The following is a 17,967-nucleotide window of genomic DNA, read 5'->3' as shown; positions in this document are numbered from 1 at the left end:
GGCTCAGAACAGGCCCAGCTGGCGATCGATCAGGCTCTCGAAGTCGTCGCCGACGAAGGGCAGGATGGCGTCGGCCACCGGCTGCAGCTGCCGGGTCAGGTAGTGGTCGGTGTCGATGGGCGACGAGTGGGCCTCCAGGGGTTCGGGGCCGGCTACCGTCATCACGTAGCGGATCCAGCCGCCGTTCTGGTACTGGCGCGGCCGGCCCAGCCGGTCGTTTTCCGCGTCGGCCAGCCTGGCCGCCCGCACGTGGGGCGGCACGTTGCGGCGGTAGTCGTCGAGGCGCCGCCGCAGCCGCTTGCGATAGACCAGCTGCTCGTCGAACTCCCCCTCCCGGGCACGCCGCAGGAAGGCCTGCACATAATCGCGCACGTAGTCCCGCCAGGGCTCGCCGATGAAGACCCGCCGGTAGAGCGCCTGCTGGAACTCCTTGGCAAGCTCCGTCCAGTCGCTGCGCACCGTCTCCAGCCCCTTGAAGACCAGGTGCTGCTCGCCGTCGGCATCCTGCACAAGGCCCGCGTAGCGCTTCTTGCTGCCCGCCTCGGCGCCACGGATGGTGGGCATCAAGAAGCGCCGGTAGTGGGTCTCGAACTGCAGCTCCAGGGCACTCTCGAGGCCGTACTCCTCGGCCAGCTGCGCTCGCCACCAGGCGTTGACCCGGGCCACCAGCCGCCGGCCGATCGCCTCGGCCTCCGCTTCATCACAGGGACGACCCAGCCAGACGAAGGTAGAGTCGGTGTCGCCGTAGATCACGGTAACCCCCTCGGCTTCGATCAGCTCACGGGTGCGCCGCATGATGGCGTGGCCACGCATGGTGATCGACGAAGCGAGCCGCGCGTCGAAGAAGCGGCAGCCCCTGGAGCCGAGCACGCCGTAGAAGCTGTTCATGATGATCTTCAATGCCTGGGAAAGCGGCGCATTACCGGCACGCTTGGCGGCCTCGCGCCCCTCCCACACCCGCTCGACGATGGCCGGCAGCGCATGGCGAGTGCGCGAGAAGCGCGCGCCGCGAAAGCCCGGCACCGAGGCGGCCTCAGAGGGGTCGGCGAGCCCTTCTACCAGCCCCGCCGGGTCGATCAGGAAGCTGCGGATGATCGAGGGGTAGAGGCTCTTGAAGTCAAGTACCAGCACCGAGTCATAGAGCCCCGGACGCGAGTCCATGACGAAGCCGCCGGGGCTCTCGGCCCTCTCCCCCTCGCCGAGGTTGGGCGCCACCAGGCCCAGCCGATGCAGCCGGGGCAGGTAGAGGTGGGTGAAGGCCGCCACCGAACCACCGCTGCGATCGGCGGGCAGGCCGGTCACCGTGGCGCGTTCCAGCAGGAACTCCAGCAGCTCGGTTCTGGCGAAGATCCGTGTCACCAGCTCGCAGTCCTGGAGGTTGTAGCGGGCCAGCGCCGGCTTGTCCTCGGCGAACATGCGCAGGATGCCGTCGAGGCGCTGGTAGGGGTTGTCGATCGCCTTGCCCTCGCCGAGCAGCGTACGGGCGACGTTCTCCAGGCTGAAGGAGGGGAAGTGCCAGGTCGCCGAGCGCAGCGCCTCGATGCCGTCGATGATCAGCCGCCCGGCAGCCGAGGCGAAGAAGTGGCTGGACTGGTGGCCATGGGGGCGCCATTCCATCTCGGCGCCACCGCGCCCCAGCCGCAGCGGCACGCCGTGCTCGCGGGCATGCTCGTGCAGGATGCGCAGGTCGAACTGCACCAGGTTCCAGCCGATGATGGCGTCGGGATCGAACTCGGCGAACCAGGCGTTGAGCCGCTGGAGCAGCCCGGCCCGGCTGTCGCAGTACTCCAGCGCGAAGTCGAGCCCCTCCGCCGCTCCCCTCGGCGGCCCCAGCATGTAGACCTGGCGCGCCCCGCAGCCCTCCAGGGCAATCGAGTAGAGCTCGCCCCGGGCGCTGGTCTCGATATCCAGCGATACCGTACGCAGCCGTGGGCGGTAGTCCGGTGCCGACCGCAGGCGGGCCTCCGCCAGGCCGCCCTCCCCGTCCGGCGTGCCGGTCACCGTCACGGGCGCGGTGATGAAGCGCTCCATCAGGTAACGCTCCGGGGGCCGGATATCGGCCTCGTACAGCGCCAGCCCGGCCTCGGTGAGGCGGCGCTCGAGGGCACCCAGCTGGCGATGCTGCCGGCAGTAGAGGCCGAGCACCGGGCGGTGATGGAAGTCGCGCAGCGCAAGTTCGCGCAGCATTACGCCCGGCTCGCCGGCCAGCAGCGCCTCGGCCGACGCTCGCTGCTCGGCCGGCAGGAAGGCCACCGAAGGTTGCGGCGGCAGGCGCACCCTGAGCGGGCCCTCGTCGGTGGCCAGCCAGACCCTGACCTCGGTACCGCGGGGCGTCTCCTCCCAATGCCGGGTGAGGATGAAACCGTGGCGCGCCGTGCCGCCCCGTTCTGTCAGGCGATCGCTCGACAAGGGCGCTACTCGAGGCTTGCCAGCTGGCGCAGGCCAGCAGCGGCATCCGCCGTGGCAAGCCACGCCACCAGGCCGAGGTTCAGGGCCGCACAGCCCCACAGGATGATGCCGAAGGGCTGCTTGCGGGTCTTGTGGCGAAACCAGCGCCGGGCCAGCAGGGCGCCCGGCCAGCCGCCGACGAGGGCGACAAGCTGCAGGGTCGACTCGCGGATGCGCCGATCGCCCCGCCGGGCCGCGGCCTTGTCGACGCCGTAGAGGATCACCGCCGCCAGGCTCGCCAGCAGGTAGGCAACGATGAGCAGCGTCATGGGGCGTTCACCTCGATGATCAGGTCGGGCGTAAACAACGGCGGATCAAACTCGTCGGGGTAGCCACCGGGGTTGGCGATGACCCGGGTGCCGCCGGACGCGAGGCCCACCGGCTCGTGGACATGGCCATGGAGCCAGAGGTCCATGCGGCCCATCAGCTGCGGCAGGTGGGAGGCGAAGGCCGGCGACAGCGCATCGCCGCGGTAGCGCTCCGGGATGCACTCGTCCAGGGGCGCATGGTGGCTGATCACCACCCTCGGGCCGCTGAACGGCCGGGCCAGCTCGGCATCCAGCCAGGCCAGGGCCTCGGCATGCAGGCGGCGGCTCTCCGCCGGGGTGAACACCGCCCCCTCCGGCTGCTCGATGACATGGAAATCCGGCATCAGGGCCAGCGCCCTGGCCTCGGTGAGTGCCGGGTCGTGATCGGGCTGGCCGTCATAGAGGCCGAAGTCGGTCCACAGCGTGGTGCCATGAAAGCGCACGCCGTCCAGGGTCAGCGAGCGGTTATCCAGCAGGTGGATGCCGAGCCGTGCGGCCTCGGCGGCCAGCTCCCGGCGCAGCGCGGGCATGCCGGTGCCGTAGAACTCGTGGTTGCCGGGGACATAGAGGATCGGGGTGCCGGCGAAACGCTCCGCTGCCCAGCCGAGCCCCTGGCTGCCGGCGTGGATGTCGCCGGCAAGGATCACCGCATCGGCGCTGGCCTCCGGCAGTTCCGGTGGGCTGTCGAAGTGTTCCAGGTGGAGGTCGGAGAGAAGCCTCAGGCGCATCGTCGGTTCCCTGTGCAGCGAGCCATCCGCGCCAGTGTGAGGCACGGACCGGACGAACACTAGCGTCCGCTCCGCACCTGGCGGCCTCTCCTTGCGCCCTGCCGGCTATGCTGCCAAGGGTCGCCAGCCCCGCCGGGGCCGGCCTCAGTCGTAGTGCACCGCCAGCCAGATGGTCTCCTCGTCCGGGGCGGTCCAGGCGACACGATGCCGGCGGTGGGCGGGAATCGTCAGGTGGTCGCCCGGGCCGAGCGTCACCGACTCGCCATTCTCGAAGGCCACCACCCCCTTCCCCTTGAGCACCAGCACCCACTCGTGCCGCGGCTGGTCGTACCAGCCGGTGTCGGGCGAGGTGTGGCCGCGCGACACGATACGCTCCACCGTCACCCCGCGGCCGCTCACGACCTCATCGAACCGCTCCTCGGGAAGGCCTTCGGGTATCGCCGCGAACAGGTTTGCCATCGACTGCTGCTCCTGCATCTGGAGGGTCATGCGCCGAGGCATGACCGGAGTGTTCCTTTCACCACAGTCTTGACCTTAGCAGCCCGGCCGACGAGGGCGGGACTCGCCCCATCCGGCCAGGCATAAAAAAGGCCCCCCGAAGGGGACCAGTTGGAGCACGCCAGCTCACTCGGTGATTCGCCATGCAGTTCGGCGATGATGGCCATACCCTTGCGAGGATCGCGCCAGGAATATGATCTTTCCAATCAATACAGCATGTTATAGAAACCATGCGTTTCAGGGACCTGGCCCGGACCGGGGGATAGCATGCGGCACTGCACCATGCGAGCGCCTTGACGACGCGGGATGCGCCATGGCGAGGCAGTGTCGCACCGGCTCAGGCCCGTGAACCGGCCCGCTCACGCCACCTGAAGAGGGCCTTTTCCAGCTCCACCAGGATGAAGAGCACCACGCCGAAGGCCAGGATGCCGGCCCACTCAATTGCACCCAGGGGTGCGGTGCCGAACAGGAACTGCAGCGGTGGCGCATAGGTGAAGAGCGCTGCAGGATGACCAGCACGCCCACGGCGAGTAGCACCACACGGTTGCCCAGCAGGCCGGCGCGGTTGCAGGCAGGCTCGAGGATGTAGCGGCTGTTGATGAGGTAGGCGACCTCCCCCATCACCAGGGCGTTGATGGCCACGGTTCGGGCGAGCTCGATCTCCACGCCCTGCTGTTGCATCCACAGGAAGTGGCCGAAGGTCCCCGCCAGCAGCAGCAGCGAGACGAAGAGCACCCGCCAGATCAGGAAGCCGGAGAGGATCGGCGTACCGGGATCCCGCGGGCGACGGCGCATGACGCCGGGCTCGGCGGGTTCGAAGGCCAGGGCCAGGCTCAGGGTCACGGTGGTGACCATGTTCACCCACAGTACCTGGGCCGGCAGCAGCGGCAGGGTCATGCCCAGCAGCACGGCGGCCAGGATCGTCAGCGCCTCGCCGCCGCTGGTGGGCAGGATATAGAGAATGGCCTTACGCAGGTTGTCGTAGACCGTCCTCCCCTCCTCCACGGCGTGGGCGATGGAGGCGAAATTGTCATCGGCTAGCACCATGGCGGCCGCTTCCCGGGCGGCCTCGGAGCCCTTGATGCCCATGGCGACCCCCACGTCGGCGCGCTTGAGGGCCGGGGCATCGTTGACGCCGTCGCCGGTCATGGCCACCACCTGGCCACCCGCCTGGAGCGCGCGCACCAGGCGCAGCTTGTGCTCCGGCGTGGCACGGGCGAAGACGTCCACTTCGCGCACCAGGCGTTCGAGGTCCGCATCGGAGGCCTGCTCCAGGGCATGCCCCGGGATCACCCCGCCCGCGGTGGCGATGCCGAGCTCGTCGGCGATGGCCAGGGCGGTGACCGCATGGTCGCCGGTGATCATCTTCACCACGATGCCGGCCTGCTGGCACTGCTTCACCGCGGCGATCGCCTCCTCACGGGGCGGGTCGATGAGGCCGCAGACCGCCACCAGGGTCAGGCCCCCCCGCTCGATGTCGGGAAAGGTCAGGGTGCGCTGATCCGCGTCCACCCGCTTGACTGCCACCGCCAGCAGCCGCTGCCCGCGAGCGGCGACCGCCTCCATGCGTCGCTCCCAGGAGGGCCGGTCGAGCGGGCGGTCGCCCTCCCGGGTGCGTTCATGGTCGCAGACGGCCAGCACGCGCTCGGGCGCCCCCTTGAGGAAGAGCAGGCCATGATCGCCCTGGTGATGTTGGTGGAGGGTGACCATGAACTTGTAGAGGGACTCGAAGGGGATCACGTCGGCACGGGGATAGCGCCTGGCGACCTCCCGGACATCCAGCCCCGCCTTGAGCCCGGCGACCACCAGCGCGCCTTCCGTGGGATCGCCCTCCAGCTGCCAGCCACTGTCCCGTTGCTGGAGCTCGGCATCGTTGCACAGCAGGATGCCCTCGAGCGCTTCGGCCAGCACCGGGTGGTCCGCGACCTCCACCGCCTCGCCGGCGCGACTGAAGCCACCCCGGGGCTCGTAGCCGACTCCGCTGACCTCGAAATGCTCCTCGGCGGTGAGCAGGGTCTTCACGGTCATCTCGTTGCGGGTCAGGGTGCCGGTCTTGTCGGTGCAGATGGTGGTGACCGAGCCCAGGGTCTCCACCGCCGGCAGGCGGCGGATGATGGCATTGCGAACCGCCATGCGCTGCACGCCGATGGCCAGGGTGATGGTCATGATCGCCGGCAGGCCCTCGGGGATGGCCGCCACTGCCAGGCTGACGGCGGCCAGGAAGGTCTCCACGAGGTCGTAGTCGCGCACCCCGTAGCCGATGGCGAAGGTGATGACGGCCAGCACCACGATGGCGCCCGAGAGCCAGCGCCCGAAGGTGGCGATATCGCGCAGCAGCGGCGTGGTCAGGGTCTCCACCTCGCCGAGCAGCGCCGAGATATGTCCGATCTCGGTGTTCGCGCCGGTCTCCACCACCACGCCGCGTCCCTGGCCGAAGGCCACCAGGGTGCCGGAGAAGGCCATGCAGCGTCGGTCGCCCAGGTCGGCATTCGCCTCCACGGCCGCGGTCTGCTTGTCCACGGCCACCGACTCGCCGGTGAGCATCGCCTCGTCGATGCGCAGGTTGTGGCTTTGCAGCAGGCGCAGGTCGGCGGGCACCCGGTCCCCGGCCTGGAGGAACACCAGGTCGCCGGGTACCAGCTCCTCGGCGGGAACCGTGCGCCGTTTCCCGTCGCGCAGCACCTGCGCCCGGGGCGAGAGCATGCCGCGGATCGCCTCGAGGGCCGGCCCTGGCGCCGGTCCCGCCCTCCTTCGCTTCTCGCACATTCCCGCCGCGCCCGACAAGCCGAGTTGCCGAAAAACCCGTCCATCACGCATGCTGCCTCTCCAGTCCACTTCGCCAGGAGACCCTCCATGACCCAGCCTCGCCTCGGCTTCATCGGCATCGGCCTGATGGGCAACCCCATGACGCGCCGACTGCTGGGCGCGGGATTCGACGTGACCGTATGGAACCGCACCCCCGCCAAGGCCGCCCCCCTGGGCGAGGCCGGCGCCCGGGTGGCCGGCTCCATCGCCGAACTGGTGGAGGGAGTCGACGTGGTACTGCTCTGCCTGGCCAACACCGCCGTGGTCGAGGACGTGGTGTTCGGCGACGGGGGCGTGGCCCAGCATGGCCGTGCCGGCCAGCGGCTGGTCGACCTCTCCAGCAGCGACCCCGCCGCGACGCGTGACTTCGCCGACTGGCTCGAGAGCGAATGCGGCATGCGCTGGGTGGATGCGCCGGTCTCCGGTGGCGTTGCCGGCGCCGAGGCGGGCAGCCTGGCCATCATGTGCGGCGGCGACGCCGAGGATATCGAGAGGATCCGGCCGGTGCTGACGCCCCTCTCCGCCCGGGTGACCCACATGGGCCCGGTGGGCAGCGGCCAGGTGACCAAGGTCTGCAACCAGATGGTGGTCGGCTGCCAGGCGGCGGTGCTGGCCGAGATGGTGGCCCTGGCCGAGGCGAGCGGCGTGGATGCCAGCCGCCTGACCGAGGCACTGGCCGGTGGCTTCGCCGATTCCAAACCCTTTCGGATCCTCACCCCGCGCATGGCGGCGAGCGACTTCGCCGACCCGCCCTGGCACCTGCGTACCCTGCTCAAGGACCTGGACATGGCGGTGGCCCAGAGCCAGCGCAGCCACAGCGCCACCCCCATGAGCGGCCTGGCCGCCCAGCTGATGCGCGCCCATGCCAGCCGCGGCCACGCCGGGCACGACCCGGCGATCCTGGTGGAGGCCTATCGCCCCGTCGGCGAGGGGGATGAGGCATGAGCGCGCCCAGGGTGGTCTACCTCACCGGCGGCGCCCAGGGGATCGGCCTGGGCATCGCCGAGCACCTGCTGGCCCGCGGTGACTGCGTGGCGCTGACCGACATCGACGATGCGGCGCTGGCCGAGTGCCGCGAGCGTCTGGGTCATGCCGAACGCCTGCTGGCCATGGTCTCGGACGTGCGCGACGAGGCTCGGGTCGCGGAGAGCCTCGAGGCGACGGTGGCACGCTTCGGCCGGCTCGACGGGGTGATCCACAATGCCGGCCTGGCCGACCCCTTCCAGGGCCCGGTGGAGTCGCTGCCGCTCGCCACCTGGCAGGCCTACCTGGACACCAACCTCACCGGCGCGATGCTCTGCGCCAAGCATGCCGCGCCCCACCTGCGCGCGAGCCGCGGCGCCATGGTGCTGATGGCCTCCACCCGGGCCCTGCAGTCGGAGCCCGACACCGAGGCCTATGCCGCCAGCAAGGGCGGCGTGGTCGCGCTCACCCATGCCCTGGCGGTGAGCCTCGGCCCCGAGATCCGCGTCAACGCCATCAGCCCGGGATGGATCGAGGTCGGCGACTGGCAGAAGGCCGCGAATCGCGCCCCGGCCGAGCATCGCGACATCGATCGCGACCAGCACCCGGTCGGGCGCGTCGGCCGCCCCGAGGATATCGCCGCCATAGCGGCCTTCCTGCTCTCCGACGAGGCGGGCTTCATCACCGGCCAGAACCTGGTGGTGGACGGCGGCATGACCCGCCGGATGATCTACGCGGAGTGAGGTGCCGGCAGGATTTGTCGCTTCTTGCCCCCTTCCGTACACTCGTTTGATTACTAACCTTTCCCGACGATTCAGGGAAACGCTGAACAAATCGGCGAGCGGACTAGGCGCCCCCGAATGAAGCGCAAGGCGCGCGCAGCGCAGACGCCGGAGCCTATGCGGTACTAGGTGAGGATGTCGACCGGGCTGGCGCACCAGCAGCGCGCAACGAAGCGATTCGCCCGCGCAGACATTTGTGCAGTGCTTCCCCAGCCGAGGCATGACCCATGGCATTTGATTCCACTTCCACCTACGTGGCCACCGAGGCCCTCAAGCAGGCGGTCAACGCCGCCGTGACCCTGGAGCGCCCGCTGCTGATCAAGGGCGAGCCGGGCACCGGCAAGACCCTGCTCGCCGAGGAGCTGGCGGCCTCGCTGGGCACGCGACTGCACACCTGGCACATCAAGTCCTCCACCAAGGCCGCCCAGGGGCTCTACGAGTACGATGCGGTGAGCCGCCTGCGCGACTCCCAGCTGGGGGTCGAAGGGGTGGAGAACGTCGCCAACTACATCAGGCCCGGCAAGCTGTGGGAGGCCTTCACCGCGGACGAGCGGGTGGTGCTGCTGATCGACGAGATCGACAAGGCGGACATCGAATTCCCCAACGACCTGCTCCAGGAGCTGGATCGCATGGAGTTCCATATCTACGAGACCGGCGAGACCATTCGCGCCAGGCACCGCCCGATCATCGTCATCACCTCCAACAACGAGAAGGAGCTCCCCGACGCCTTCCTGCGTCGCTGCTTCTTCCACTACATCGAGTTCCCCGACCGCGCGACCATGCAGGCCATCGTCGACGTGCACTTCCCCGAGATCGCCCCGACGCTGGTCGGCGAGGCGCTGGAGGTGTTCTTCGACCTGCGCCAGGCGCCGGGCCTGAAGAAGAAGCCCTCGACCTCGGAGCTGGTGGACTGGCTGAAGCTGCTGATGGCCGACGACCTGGCCCGGGAGGCGCTCTACCAGCGCGATCCTGCCAGGGCGATCCCGCCGCTGGCCGGGGCCCTGGTGAAGAACGAGCAGGATACGCAGTTACTGGAACGGCTGGCCTTCATGATGCGCCGCCAGGGCAACCCGAGGCGCTGATCCATGTTCATCGGCCTGTTCGAGACCCTGAAGCGTGCCGGGGTGCCGGTGTCGCTGCGCGAGCTGCTCGACCTCCATGCGGTGGTGGCGCGTGGCGTGGTATTTGCCGACATGGAGGCCTTCTACCGGATCGCCCGCACCGTGCTGGTCAAGGATGAGCGCCACTTCGACCGCTTCGATCGCGCCTTCGCCGCCTGGTTCGAGGGGCTGGAGGACATGGACGCCGCCATCGAGGCGCTGATCCCCGACGACTGGCTGCGCCGGGAGTTCGAGAAGCAGCTCTCCGAGGAGGAGAAGGCCCGTATCGAGTCCCTGGGCGGGCTCGAGAAGCTGATCGAGACCTTCAAGCAGCGCCTCGAGGAGCAGAAGGAGCGCCACGCCGGCGGTAACAAGTGGATCGGCACCGGCGGCACCAGCCCCTTCGGCGCCTACGGCTATAACCCCGAGGGGATCCGCATCGGCCAGGAGGGCTCACGCCATCGGCGGGCGGTGAAGGTGTGGGACGAGCGGCGCTTCCGCGACTACGACGATTCCCTGGAGCTGGGCACCCGCAACATCAAGATGGCACTGCGCCGGCTGCGCAAGTTCGCTCGCCAGGGGGCCGCGGAGGAGTTCGACGTCGACGCCACCATCCGCGAGACGGCCCGGGATGCCGGCCTGCTCAACGTCCAGATGCGACCGGAGCGCCACAATGCCGTGAAGGTGTTGCTGCTGCTCGACGTGGGCGGCTCCATGGACGACCACATCCGCACCTGCGAGGAGCTCTTCTCCGCGGCGCGCTCGGAGTTCAAGCACCTGGAGGCCTACTACTTCCACAACTGCCTCTACGAGGGGCTATGGCGCGACAACGCTCGTCGCCACCATGAGCGCATCCCGACGATGGACGTGCTGCATACCTATGGCGACGACTACCAGGTGGTGATCGTCGGCGATGCCGCCATGTCGCCCTACGAGATCACCCATCCCGGCGGCAGCGTGGAGCACTTCAACGACGAGGCCGGCGCGGTTTGGCTCGGGCGCCTCGCCGACAAGTTCCCGCGCCTGGCATGGCTCAACCCCATGCCGCGGTGCGCCTGGGAGTTCACCCACTCCACCCGGCTGATCCGTGAGATGATCGACGACCGCATGTACCCCATGACCCTCGGAGGACTCGAGAGCGCCATGCGGGAGCTGGCCCGGTAGACCTTATATAGCCCTCCTAGGCTATTTATTGAAAATATAGCCATTAAAGGCTATTAGAGTGACAAATAGCCCTGAAGGGCTATACTCGAGGCACGCCCCCGGAGGAGGGAGAAACCTCATGTCACAGTGCATCGCGGTGCTGACCGGCGACGTGATCGACTCGCGCAAGGTCGAGGACCGACCTCGCCTCTACCGGCTGCTGGAGGAGAGCCTGGCCGAGCTGGCCGCCCGGCATGGCGGTCACGGCGAACGCTTCCGGGGCGACGGCTTCCAGCTCGCCCTGCCCCGGGCGGCGCCGGCCATGGAGGCGGCCGTGGCCCTGCGGGCGGCGCTGATCGAGCACTCCGAGCCCGACCAGCGCTGGGATGCCCGTATCGCCGTGGCGGTCGGGCCGGAGGAACACGGCGTCGCGGCGGCCGACGGCGCCACCTTCGTCGCCTCGGGGCGCGCCCTGGATGCCCTGGCCGATACCAGCGCCCACCTGTCGCTGACCCGGCTCGAGGCACCCGAGGACCCCGGCCTCGCCCTGCTGGTCCGCTTCATCGACGACCTGCTGGACGGCTGGTCGCCCTACTCCGCCGAGGTCATCGGCCTGAGCCTGCATCACGACGCCTCCCAGCAGGCCCTGGCCGAGCGTCTCGGCATCCGCCAGCCCAGCGTGCACAAGCGCCTGCGCGCCGCCCGCTGGGCCCTGCTCTCCGACACCCTCGACTACCTGCGACAGCGCCTCGCCGACGAGGAGGGCACGCCATGAGCGCCGATGCCCTGTCGCTGCTCATGGGGCTGGTACTGGCCCACCTGGTCGGCGACTTCCTGCTGCAGCCACGGCCCTGGGTGGAGGAGCGCTATCGGCTGCGCCACCGCTCCCCGCGCCTGCTCCAGCATGCCGGCCTGCACGGCCTGCTCGCCGGGGGCGTGCTGCTGGTGGCGAGTGCGGCCATGCCCCGGGGCCTGGCCGCGGTGCTGCTCGGCGCCCTGGCGGTAGCCGCCAGCCACTGGCTGATCGACCTGGTCAAGGCCCGGCTGCCGGCCGGCGAACTGCGCTGGTTCCTGCTCGACCAGGCCGCTCACCTGCTGGTGCTGCTGGGGCTCTGGCTGGCCTGGCTCGCCAGCCTGGCCCCGCTGCGCGAGCTCGCCGCCTGGCTCACCTCACCGACGGTGCTGGGGTTGGCGGCCGCCTACCTGCTGGTGACGCGCCCGCTGTCGATTGCCATCGCCCTGGTCATGCAGCGCTGGAGCGAGCAGCTCGAGGAGACCGGCACCCTGGCCAGCGCCGGGGCGCGCATCGGCGTGCTGGAACGGCTGCTGGTGCTGACCCTGGTGCTGCTGGACCAGCTCACCGCGGTCGGCTTCCTGCTCGCCGCGAAGTCGGTGCTGCGCTTCGGCGACCTGCGCGACTCCCGCGACCGCAAGCTCACCGAGTACGTGCTGCTCGGCACCCTGCTCAGCGTCTCCACCACCCTGGTGCTGGGCATGCTGGTGCGCCTGCTGCTGCTCGAGGGCTGAACGAGCCGACGGCCCCGGCCCGCCGCACCGGGAAGACACAAGCTTTTGCCGCCCCGGACGGCGGGCCGTACAATGCTCGGTCATTGCCGCCGACCTGCGCGGCCCCGCTTCCGTCACCCGCACGAACACGCTCGAGGAACCGCCGGACCCATGCGCGCTAGCCAACTGTTGATCGCCACCCTGAAGGAAACCCCCGCCGACGCCGAGGTCGTCAGCCATCAGCTGATGCTGCGTTCGGGGATGATCCGCCGCCTCACCTCCGGTCTCTACACCTGGCTGCCGCTGGGCCTCAAGACCCTGCGCAAGGTGGAGCGCATCGTGCGCGAGGAGATGGATCGCGCCGGCGCCCAGGAGGTGCTGATGCCGGCGGTGCAGCCCGCCGAGCTGTGGCAGGAGTCGGGCCGCTGGGAGCAGTATGGCCCGGAGCTGCTGCGCCTCAAGGACCGTCACGAGCGCGACTACTGCGTCGGCCCCACCCACGAGGAGGTGATCACCGACCTGGTGCGCAAGGAGATCGCCAGCTACAAGCAGCTGCCGGCCAACTTCTACCAGATCCAGACCAAGTTCCGCGACGAGATCCGGCCGCGCTTCGGGGTGATGCGCTCCCGCGAGTTCATCATGAAGGACGCCTACTCCTTCCATGTGGACGAGGCCTCGCTGATGGAGACCTACCAGGTGATGTATGACGCCTATGTGCGCATCTTCACCCGCCTGGGCCTGGACTTCCGCCCGGTGATCGCCGACAACGGCGCCATCGGCGGCACCGGCTCCCACGAGTTCCACGTGCTGGCCGACTCCGGCGAGGATGACATCGTCTTCTCCACCGAGTCCGACTACGCCGCCAACATGGAGAAGGCCGATGCGCTGCCCGCCCCGCTGGGCAGCGACATCCGGCGCCCGGCCCCCAGCGAGGAGCTGCGGCTGGTCGATACCCCGAATGCCCGCACCATCGCCGCCCTCGTGGAGCAGCATGGCCTGCCCATCGAGAAGACCCTGAAGACGCTGATGGTCCACGCCGCCGAGGGCGGCCTGATCGCCCTGCTGGTGCGCGGCGACCACGAGCTCAACGAGGTCAAGGCCGAGAACCTCCCCGAGGTGGCCACCCCGCTGACCATGGCCAGCGAGGAGGAGATCCGCGCCGCAGTGGGCGCCGGCCCCGGCTCGCTCGGCCCGGTGAACCTGGACATGCCGATCATCATCGACCGCTCGGTCGCCCTGATGAGCGACTTCGGCGCCGGCGCCAACGTCGATGGCAAGCACTACTTCGGGATCAACTGGGAACGCGACGTGGCGCTGCCCCCGGCCTACGACATCCGCAACGTGGTCGAGGGCGACCCCTCGCCGGACGGCAAGGGCACGCTTTCCATCAAGCGCGGCATCGAGGTGGGCCACGTCTTCCAGCTGGGACGCAAGTACAGCGAGGCGATGAATGCCACCGTGCTCGGCGACGAAGGTCGTGCCGTGCATCCCTGGATGGGCTGCTATGGTATCGGGGTGACGCGCGTGGTGGCCGCCGCCATCGAGCAGAACCATGACGATGCCGGCATCATCTGGCCGGATGTCATCGCCCCCTTCCAGATCGCGATGGTGCCGATGAACGCCCACAAGTCGCAGCGGGTGCGCGAGGAGTCCGAGCGGCTGTACCAGGCCCTCACCGCCGCCGGCTTCGAGGTGCTGCTGGATGACCGCGACCTGCGCCCCGGCGTGCGGTTCGCCGACCACGAGCTGATGGGCATTCCCCATCGCCTGGTGGTCGGCGACCGCGGCCTGGACAAGGGGGAACTGGAGTACAAGGGACGCCGTGACAGTGACGCTACCATGGTACCGGCCGAGCAGATCCTCGACTTCCTGGGCGAGAAGGTCGCTCGCTGAGGGTGGCCGGGCCGCCGCCCTGGCGGCGGCCTGCTGCCTCTTCACCACCGCCGCACTGGCCCGGGGCGACGGGGACTTCATCGCCGCCCTGCCCGCCTCGCTCGCACCCGAGACGCCCGCACCCTTCGTACGGGCCCTGCCGGAGACTCCCGCCAGCCTGCGCGGCACCCTCGACAGCATTCGCGGCGCACCCGTGGCGCCCGCCGAGATCTGGGCCGCCCGCCAGTGGCTCAATGACATGGAACCGCGTCTTGCCCGCTACCTGCCAGACCCGGCGCGGCGTCGCGAACTGCTGGGGCGCATCCACCATGAGGCGAGGCTGGCCGGCCTGGCACCGGAGCTGGTGCTGGCGGTGATCCAGGTGGAGAGCGCCTTCCAGGCCGAGGCCGTCTCCTCGGCAGGCGCCGTGGGCCTGATGCAGATCATGCCGTTCTGGATCCGCGAGCTGGGCCTGCCCGCCGACGACCTCAAGGACCCGCGGCGCAACTTGCGCTATGGCTGCACGATCCTCGCCCACTACCTGGCCGTGGAGGACGGCGACCTGACCCGGGCGCTGGCCCGCTACAACGGCAGCCTGGGCAAGACCTGGTACCCGGAGCGGGTGATGCGGGCCCTGGCCCGCCACTGGTCGCCGGCGAGTCCCGCCCCGGTTCGCTCCACCGCCGAGCGCTGACCCCCGCACGACTCTGCCGCTCGGTGGCCTCCTGGCCCTGCCTGGGACGGATGGCCATGTTGCTGGACGGGTGGGACTTCCTGCCGACGAAAAAAAGCCGACCCAAGCGGGTCGGCTACTGGGGGGAAAGCTCCCCCCTCCCCTGACGACTCTTGAAGCGGCTGGATCAGTGCTTCTTCTTGCGATGGTGGTCGCGGACGATGAACGCGACCCAGCCCCCCATGAAAGCGACCATCATCGCGACGGTTACGAGCCCGAAGATTACGGCGTCATCCAGATACATGGTGGTGTCCTCCCGTCCCGATGTGATGGGTGAACTGTAGCCTCTCGGGTGGGGAGGAAAGCTGACCTGCATCAAGTTTCTCCGCGACCTCGCCGGGTCGCGGGAAATCCGTTGATCCAGGTCAGTTTTCACGGCACCTTCTTGTCCTCGACCTCGCCGGGATCGGTGCCTGGGGGCAGCGGATGGCCCTTGGCGAGCTCGGCACGGGTGGCGTCGCGGACCTCCAGCACCTCGAGGCGGTAGCGCAGGACCTGCCCGGCCAGCGGGTGGTTGGTGTCGATGACCACGGCGTCATCGCGGACCTCGAGTACGGTGACGATCTCGGGGCCGTCGTCACCCGGGGTCTGGAAGCGCATGCCCGGCGCGACCTCTTCCACCGGGAAGGCATGGCGGCCGACCTCGCGCACCAGTGCCTCGTCGCGCAGGCCGTAGGCCTCGACCGGCATCAGGGTGACGGAGAGCTGGGCGCCGGCGTCCTGGCCTGCCAGGGCGTTCTCCAGGCCGGCCATGATGTTGCCGTGACCATGCAGGTATTCGAGGGGCTGCCGGCGGGCACGGGAGTCATCGAGGACACTGCCGTCCCGATCGCTGAGCACATAGTGCAGGGTCACGACCCGTTGCGGGGCGATGGTCATGGGGTCTCCTGAGGCGAGTGGCGGTATGAAGGATGCGACTGCCTAGTCGCGGCGACGCAGCTGGCCGACGGGCATCTCCAGGCGCTGCTGCTTGTGCAGCATGTTGAGCAGCACGATGGCGCGTTCCTCGCCCTTGTGGCTGGCGAACACGGCCTGGAGGTCCTTGAAGGGACCCTCGGTGATCTCCACCGCCTCTCCGGCGCGGAAGTAGACGTTCGAGGTCGCGTCCTCTTCCCCGCTGCCGTGGGTGAGCAGCGTCTCGACCAGCTCGTCGCTGACCGGCACCGGCATGTCCAGGCCGAAGGTGACGATCTTCAGCACGCCGCGGGTCGAGCGGATGGGCCGCCAGTTGCTGGCCAGGCGATCGAGCCGGATGAACAGGTAGTAGGGGAACAGCGGCTCGCTGACCCACTCGAGCTTGCCGCGGCGCTTCTTCTGGACCTGGAGCACGGGGTGGAAGATCTCGTAGCCCTGGTTGGCCAGGTGCTCGGCCGCGCGGAAGGACTCTCCGCCCTTGCACTGGATCACGTACCAGCGGGGCACAGCATCATCGGCCTCGGCCTGGCGAATCTCGGAATCGCTCATGTCGCTCCTGATAAGGGTTCCTGCAAGGAGCCTGTCGGATGTGACGGATCTCGTAGCAGATCAGTGACAAGTCCGACAGGCGCCTAGTATCACTGCCGGGGCTCTGCAACAATCCCACCGCATGCCAGCCCGGCTGGCACGGCTCGGATGACAGGGATCGGACGCTGCCCGGCTGCCGATCCAGGATTTTACCATCGATGCTGGAGGCCTGCGTGGCCCCGTCGAGTCCCATGCAAGGAGTGCTGCCCGACATGCCGTCCCCCACCGCCCGACGCAGCTGGCGCGAAGCCCTGGCCATCTACCTGCGTGCACCGGTCATCACCATGCTGTTCCTGGGCTTCTCCGCCGGCCTGCCCTTCCTGCTGGTCTTCTCGACCCTCTCGGCCTGGCTGCGCAGCAGCGGGGTCGAGGTGGCGGCCATCGGCTTCTTCGCCTGGATCGGCATGCTCTATTCGATCAAGTTCTTCTGGGCCCCGGTGGTGGACCGGCTGGCCCTGCCGCTGCTGACCCGTACCCTCGGCCAGCGCCGCGGCTGGATGCTGCTGGCCCAAGCCATGATCGCCGCCGGCCTGGTGGGCCTGGCCGGGGTCGACCCGGTGGGCCACCTGCCCCTGGTGGCCGCCTTCGCCCTGCTGGTGGCCTTCGGCAGCGCGACCCAGGACATCGCCATCGACGCCTTCCGCATCGAGTCCGCCCCGGACGATGTCCAGGCCGCCATGGCCTCGACCTACATCATCGGCTATCGCGGCGGGTTGCTGGCGGCCGGGGCGGGCGCCCTCTACGTGGCCTCGCTGGCCTCCTGGGAGGCGGCCTACCTGACCATGGCGGCGCTGGTGGGCATCGGCGTGATCACGGTGCTGCTGCGTCCGGAACCCGAGCGACTCTCGCTGACCACCCAGCTGATCCACGAACCGCGGGTGCGCGCCTTCCTGCGCGCCTCCCGCGGACGGGCGAAGCCGCTGCGGCGGCTGGGCGCCTGGGTGACCGGGGCGATCGTCTGTCCCTTCACCGACTTTTTCACCCGCCACCGCCGCAAGGCGCTGTGGCTGCTGCTGTTCGTGGCGGTGTTCCGGATCAGCGATCTGGCCATGGCCTCCATGGCCAACCCGCTCTACATCGACCTCGGCTTCACGCTGGCCACCATCGCCAATGTCACCAACGTCTTCGGCATCGCCATGAGCATCGGCGGCGGGATCCTGGGGGGGCTGCTGGTGGCCCGCTACGGCATCGGGCCGATCCTGGTGCTGGGGGCGGTGGCCGCGGCGCTGACCAACCTGCTGTTCGCGGCCCTGGCGCTGGCCGGCCAGAGCCTGCCGATGCTGGTGATGGCGATCATCGGCGACAACCTGGCCAATGGCCTGGCCAGCGCCGTCTTCATCGCCTTCCTCTCGAGCCTCACCTCGCGTGCCTACACGGCCACCCAGTACGCCCTCTTCTCGTCGCTGATGACCCTGCCGGGCAAGTTCCTCAGCGGCTTCGGCGGCCTGGTGGTCAGCGGCGAGGGCTATGCCACCTTCTTCCTGATCTCGACGCTGCTGGGGCTGCCGGCCGTGCTGCTGGCGATCTGGATCAGCCGCGACCGCGAGCTGGTGCCGGCGCCCGAGGTCGCCTGATCGC

At 69.3% G+C, this 17,967-nt stretch carries 17 protein-coding genes; 9 read left to right on the top strand and 8 right to left on the bottom strand.

Annotated features, from left to right (window positions below; all coding sequences use genetic code 11):
- Positions 1-3: 3 nt before the first annotated feature.
- The 5 genes from P8934_RS06985 to P8934_RS06965 form a co-directional block, all read right to left on the bottom strand.
- Entirely contained in the window at positions 4-2,409 is a 2,406-nt protein-coding gene (locus P8934_RS06985; protein WP_278033524.1) for a DNA polymerase II, read from the bottom strand.
- 5 nt (positions 2,410-2,414) lie between these two features.
- Positions 2,415-2,717 (bottom strand): DUF1294 domain-containing protein, encoded by a 303-nt coding sequence (locus tag P8934_RS06980; RefSeq protein ID WP_278033523.1) that lies wholly within the window; start codon positions 2,715-2,717, stop codon positions 2,415-2,417.
- On the bottom strand, positions 2,714-3,484 hold the full coding sequence (locus P8934_RS06975; protein WP_278033522.1) for a metallophosphoesterase: 771 nt from the start codon (positions 3,482-3,484) through the stop codon (positions 2,714-2,716). Before P8934_RS06975 ends, P8934_RS06980 begins: the two co-directional genes overlap by 4 nt.
- A gap of 144 nt (positions 3,485-3,628) precedes the next feature.
- A complete protein-coding gene (locus P8934_RS06970) occupies positions 3,629-3,943 on the bottom strand; it encodes a cupin domain-containing protein (protein ID WP_278033521.1) in 315 nt (104 codons plus the stop codon).
- Positions 3,944-4,219: 276 nt separating this feature from the next.
- On the bottom strand, positions 4,220-6,748 hold the full coding sequence (locus tag P8934_RS06965) for an HAD-IC family P-type ATPase (protein WP_278033520.1): 2,529 nt from the start codon (positions 6,746-6,748) through the stop codon (positions 4,220-4,222).
- Positions 6,749-6,835: 87 nt separating this feature from the next.
- Between P8934_RS06965 and P8934_RS06960 the strand changes: the two genes are divergently transcribed.
- The 8 genes from P8934_RS06960 to P8934_RS06925 all read left to right on the top strand — a co-directional run bounded on the left by P8934_RS06960 (position 6,836) and on the right by P8934_RS06925 (position 14,847).
- Positions 6,836-7,732 carry an NAD(P)-dependent oxidoreductase gene (locus tag P8934_RS06960; RefSeq protein ID WP_278033519.1) on the top strand — a complete coding sequence of 299 codons (897 nt, stop codon included), beginning with the start codon at positions 6,836-6,838 and terminating at the stop codon, positions 7,730-7,732.
- Positions 7,729-8,493: an SDR family oxidoreductase gene (locus P8934_RS06955; RefSeq protein WP_278033518.1), complete on the top strand. Its 765-nt coding sequence runs from the start codon at positions 7,729-7,731 to the stop codon at positions 8,491-8,493. Before P8934_RS06960 ends, P8934_RS06955 begins: the two co-directional genes overlap by 4 nt.
- Positions 8,494-8,759: 266 nt before the next feature.
- Complete coding sequence (locus P8934_RS06950; RefSeq protein ID WP_278033517.1) at positions 8,760-9,614, top strand: MoxR family ATPase; 855 nt, start codon at positions 8,760-8,762, stop codon at positions 9,612-9,614.
- A 3-nt stretch (positions 9,615-9,617) separates the two neighbouring features.
- On the top strand, positions 9,618-10,796 hold the full coding sequence (locus P8934_RS06945) for a VWA domain-containing protein (protein ID WP_278033516.1): 1,179 nt from the start codon (positions 9,618-9,620) through the stop codon (positions 10,794-10,796).
- Between the two features lie 118 nt (positions 10,797-10,914).
- Positions 10,915-11,550 carry a hypothetical protein gene (locus P8934_RS06940; RefSeq protein ID WP_278033515.1) on the top strand — a complete coding sequence of 212 codons (636 nt, stop codon included), beginning with the start codon at positions 10,915-10,917 and terminating at the stop codon, positions 11,548-11,550.
- Positions 11,547-12,302 (top strand): DUF3307 domain-containing protein, encoded by a 756-nt coding sequence (locus tag P8934_RS06935; RefSeq protein ID WP_278033514.1) that lies wholly within the window; start codon positions 11,547-11,549, stop codon positions 12,300-12,302. Before P8934_RS06940 ends, P8934_RS06935 begins: the two co-directional genes overlap by 4 nt.
- A 150-nt stretch (positions 12,303-12,452) precedes the next feature.
- Entirely contained in the window at positions 12,453-14,174 is a 1,722-nt protein-coding gene (locus P8934_RS06930; protein ID WP_278033513.1) for a proline--tRNA ligase, read from the top strand.
- A gap of 157 nt (positions 14,175-14,331) precedes the next feature.
- The gene (locus tag P8934_RS06925; RefSeq protein WP_278034011.1) at positions 14,332-14,847 is read left to right on the top strand and encodes a lytic transglycosylase domain-containing protein; all 516 of its coding nucleotides are present in this window, start codon (positions 14,332-14,334) and stop codon (positions 14,845-14,847) included.
- A gap of 166 nt (positions 14,848-15,013) precedes the next feature.
- Here P8934_RS06925 and ccoM read toward each other — a convergent pair whose 3' ends face one another.
- From ccoM to rfaH, 3 genes are all read right to left on the bottom strand, one after another.
- Positions 15,014-15,130 (bottom strand): cytochrome c oxidase subunit CcoM, encoded by a 117-nt coding sequence (gene ccoM, locus P8934_RS06920; protein ID WP_278033512.1) that lies wholly within the window; start codon positions 15,128-15,130, stop codon positions 15,014-15,016.
- A 128-nt stretch (positions 15,131-15,258) separates the two neighbouring features.
- Entirely contained in the window at positions 15,259-15,765 is a 507-nt protein-coding gene (locus P8934_RS06915; protein WP_278033511.1) for a peptidylprolyl isomerase, read from the bottom strand.
- A gap of 42 nt (positions 15,766-15,807) precedes the next feature.
- The gene (gene rfaH / locus P8934_RS06910; RefSeq protein ID WP_133636269.1) at positions 15,808-16,350 is read right to left on the bottom strand and encodes a transcription/translation regulatory transformer protein RfaH; all 543 of its coding nucleotides are present in this window, start codon (positions 16,348-16,350) and stop codon (positions 15,808-15,810) included.
- Between the two features lie 251 nt (positions 16,351-16,601).
- On the opposite strand from rfaH, the gene P8934_RS06905 reads away from it, so the two are divergent.
- Positions 16,602-17,963 (top strand): MFS transporter, encoded by a 1,362-nt coding sequence (locus P8934_RS06905; protein ID WP_278033510.1) that lies wholly within the window; start codon positions 16,602-16,604, stop codon positions 17,961-17,963.
- Positions 17,964-17,967 lie beyond the last annotated feature (4 nt).

The organism is Halomonas sp. CKK8 (genome assembly GCF_029625235.1).
Taxonomy (GTDB): domain Bacteria; phylum Pseudomonadota; class Gammaproteobacteria; order Pseudomonadales; family Halomonadaceae; genus Halomonas; species Halomonas ventosae.
This window is presented reverse-complemented; position numbering and strand designations above follow the sequence as displayed.

Coding starts and splice junctions, on each gene's coding strand:
- P8934_RS06980 (WP_278033523.1), bottom strand. CDS start 2,717: ATGACGCTGCTCATCGTTGCCTACCTGCTGGCGAGCCTGGCGGCGGTG.
- P8934_RS06975 (WP_278033522.1), bottom strand. CDS start 3,484: ATGCGCCTGAGGCTTCTCTCCGACCTCCACCTGGAACACTTCGACAGC.
- P8934_RS06970 (WP_278033521.1), bottom strand. CDS start 3,943: ATGGCAAACCTGTTCGCGGCGATACCCGAAGGCCTTCCCGAGGAGCGG.
- P8934_RS06965 (WP_278033520.1), bottom strand. CDS start 6,748: ATGTGCGAGAAGCGAAGGAGGGCGGGACCGGCGCCAGGGCCGGCCCTC.
- P8934_RS06960 (WP_278033519.1), top strand. CDS start 6,836: ATGACCCAGCCTCGCCTCGGCTTCATCGGCATCGGCCTGATGGGCAAC.
- P8934_RS06955 (WP_278033518.1), top strand. CDS start 7,729: ATGAGCGCGCCCAGGGTGGTCTACCTCACCGGCGGCGCCCAGGGGATC.
- P8934_RS06950 (WP_278033517.1), top strand. CDS start 8,760: ATGGCATTTGATTCCACTTCCACCTACGTGGCCACCGAGGCCCTCAAG.
- P8934_RS06945 (WP_278033516.1), top strand. CDS start 9,618: ATGTTCATCGGCCTGTTCGAGACCCTGAAGCGTGCCGGGGTGCCGGTG.
- P8934_RS06940 (WP_278033515.1), top strand. CDS start 10,915: ATGTCACAGTGCATCGCGGTGCTGACCGGCGACGTGATCGACTCGCGC.
- P8934_RS06935 (WP_278033514.1), top strand. CDS start 11,547: ATGAGCGCCGATGCCCTGTCGCTGCTCATGGGGCTGGTACTGGCCCAC.
- P8934_RS06930 (WP_278033513.1), top strand. CDS start 12,453: ATGCGCGCTAGCCAACTGTTGATCGCCACCCTGAAGGAAACCCCCGCC.
- ccoM (WP_278033512.1), bottom strand. CDS start 15,130: ATGTATCTGGATGACGCCGTAATCTTCGGGCTCGTAACCGTCGCGATG.
- P8934_RS06915 (WP_278033511.1), bottom strand. CDS start 15,765: ATGACCATCGCCCCGCAACGGGTCGTGACCCTGCACTATGTGCTCAGC.
- rfaH (WP_133636269.1), bottom strand. CDS start 16,350: ATGAGCGATTCCGAGATTCGCCAGGCCGAGGCCGATGATGCTGTGCCC.
- P8934_RS06905 (WP_278033510.1), top strand. CDS start 16,602: ATGCCGTCCCCCACCGCCCGACGCAGCTGGCGCGAAGCCCTGGCCATC.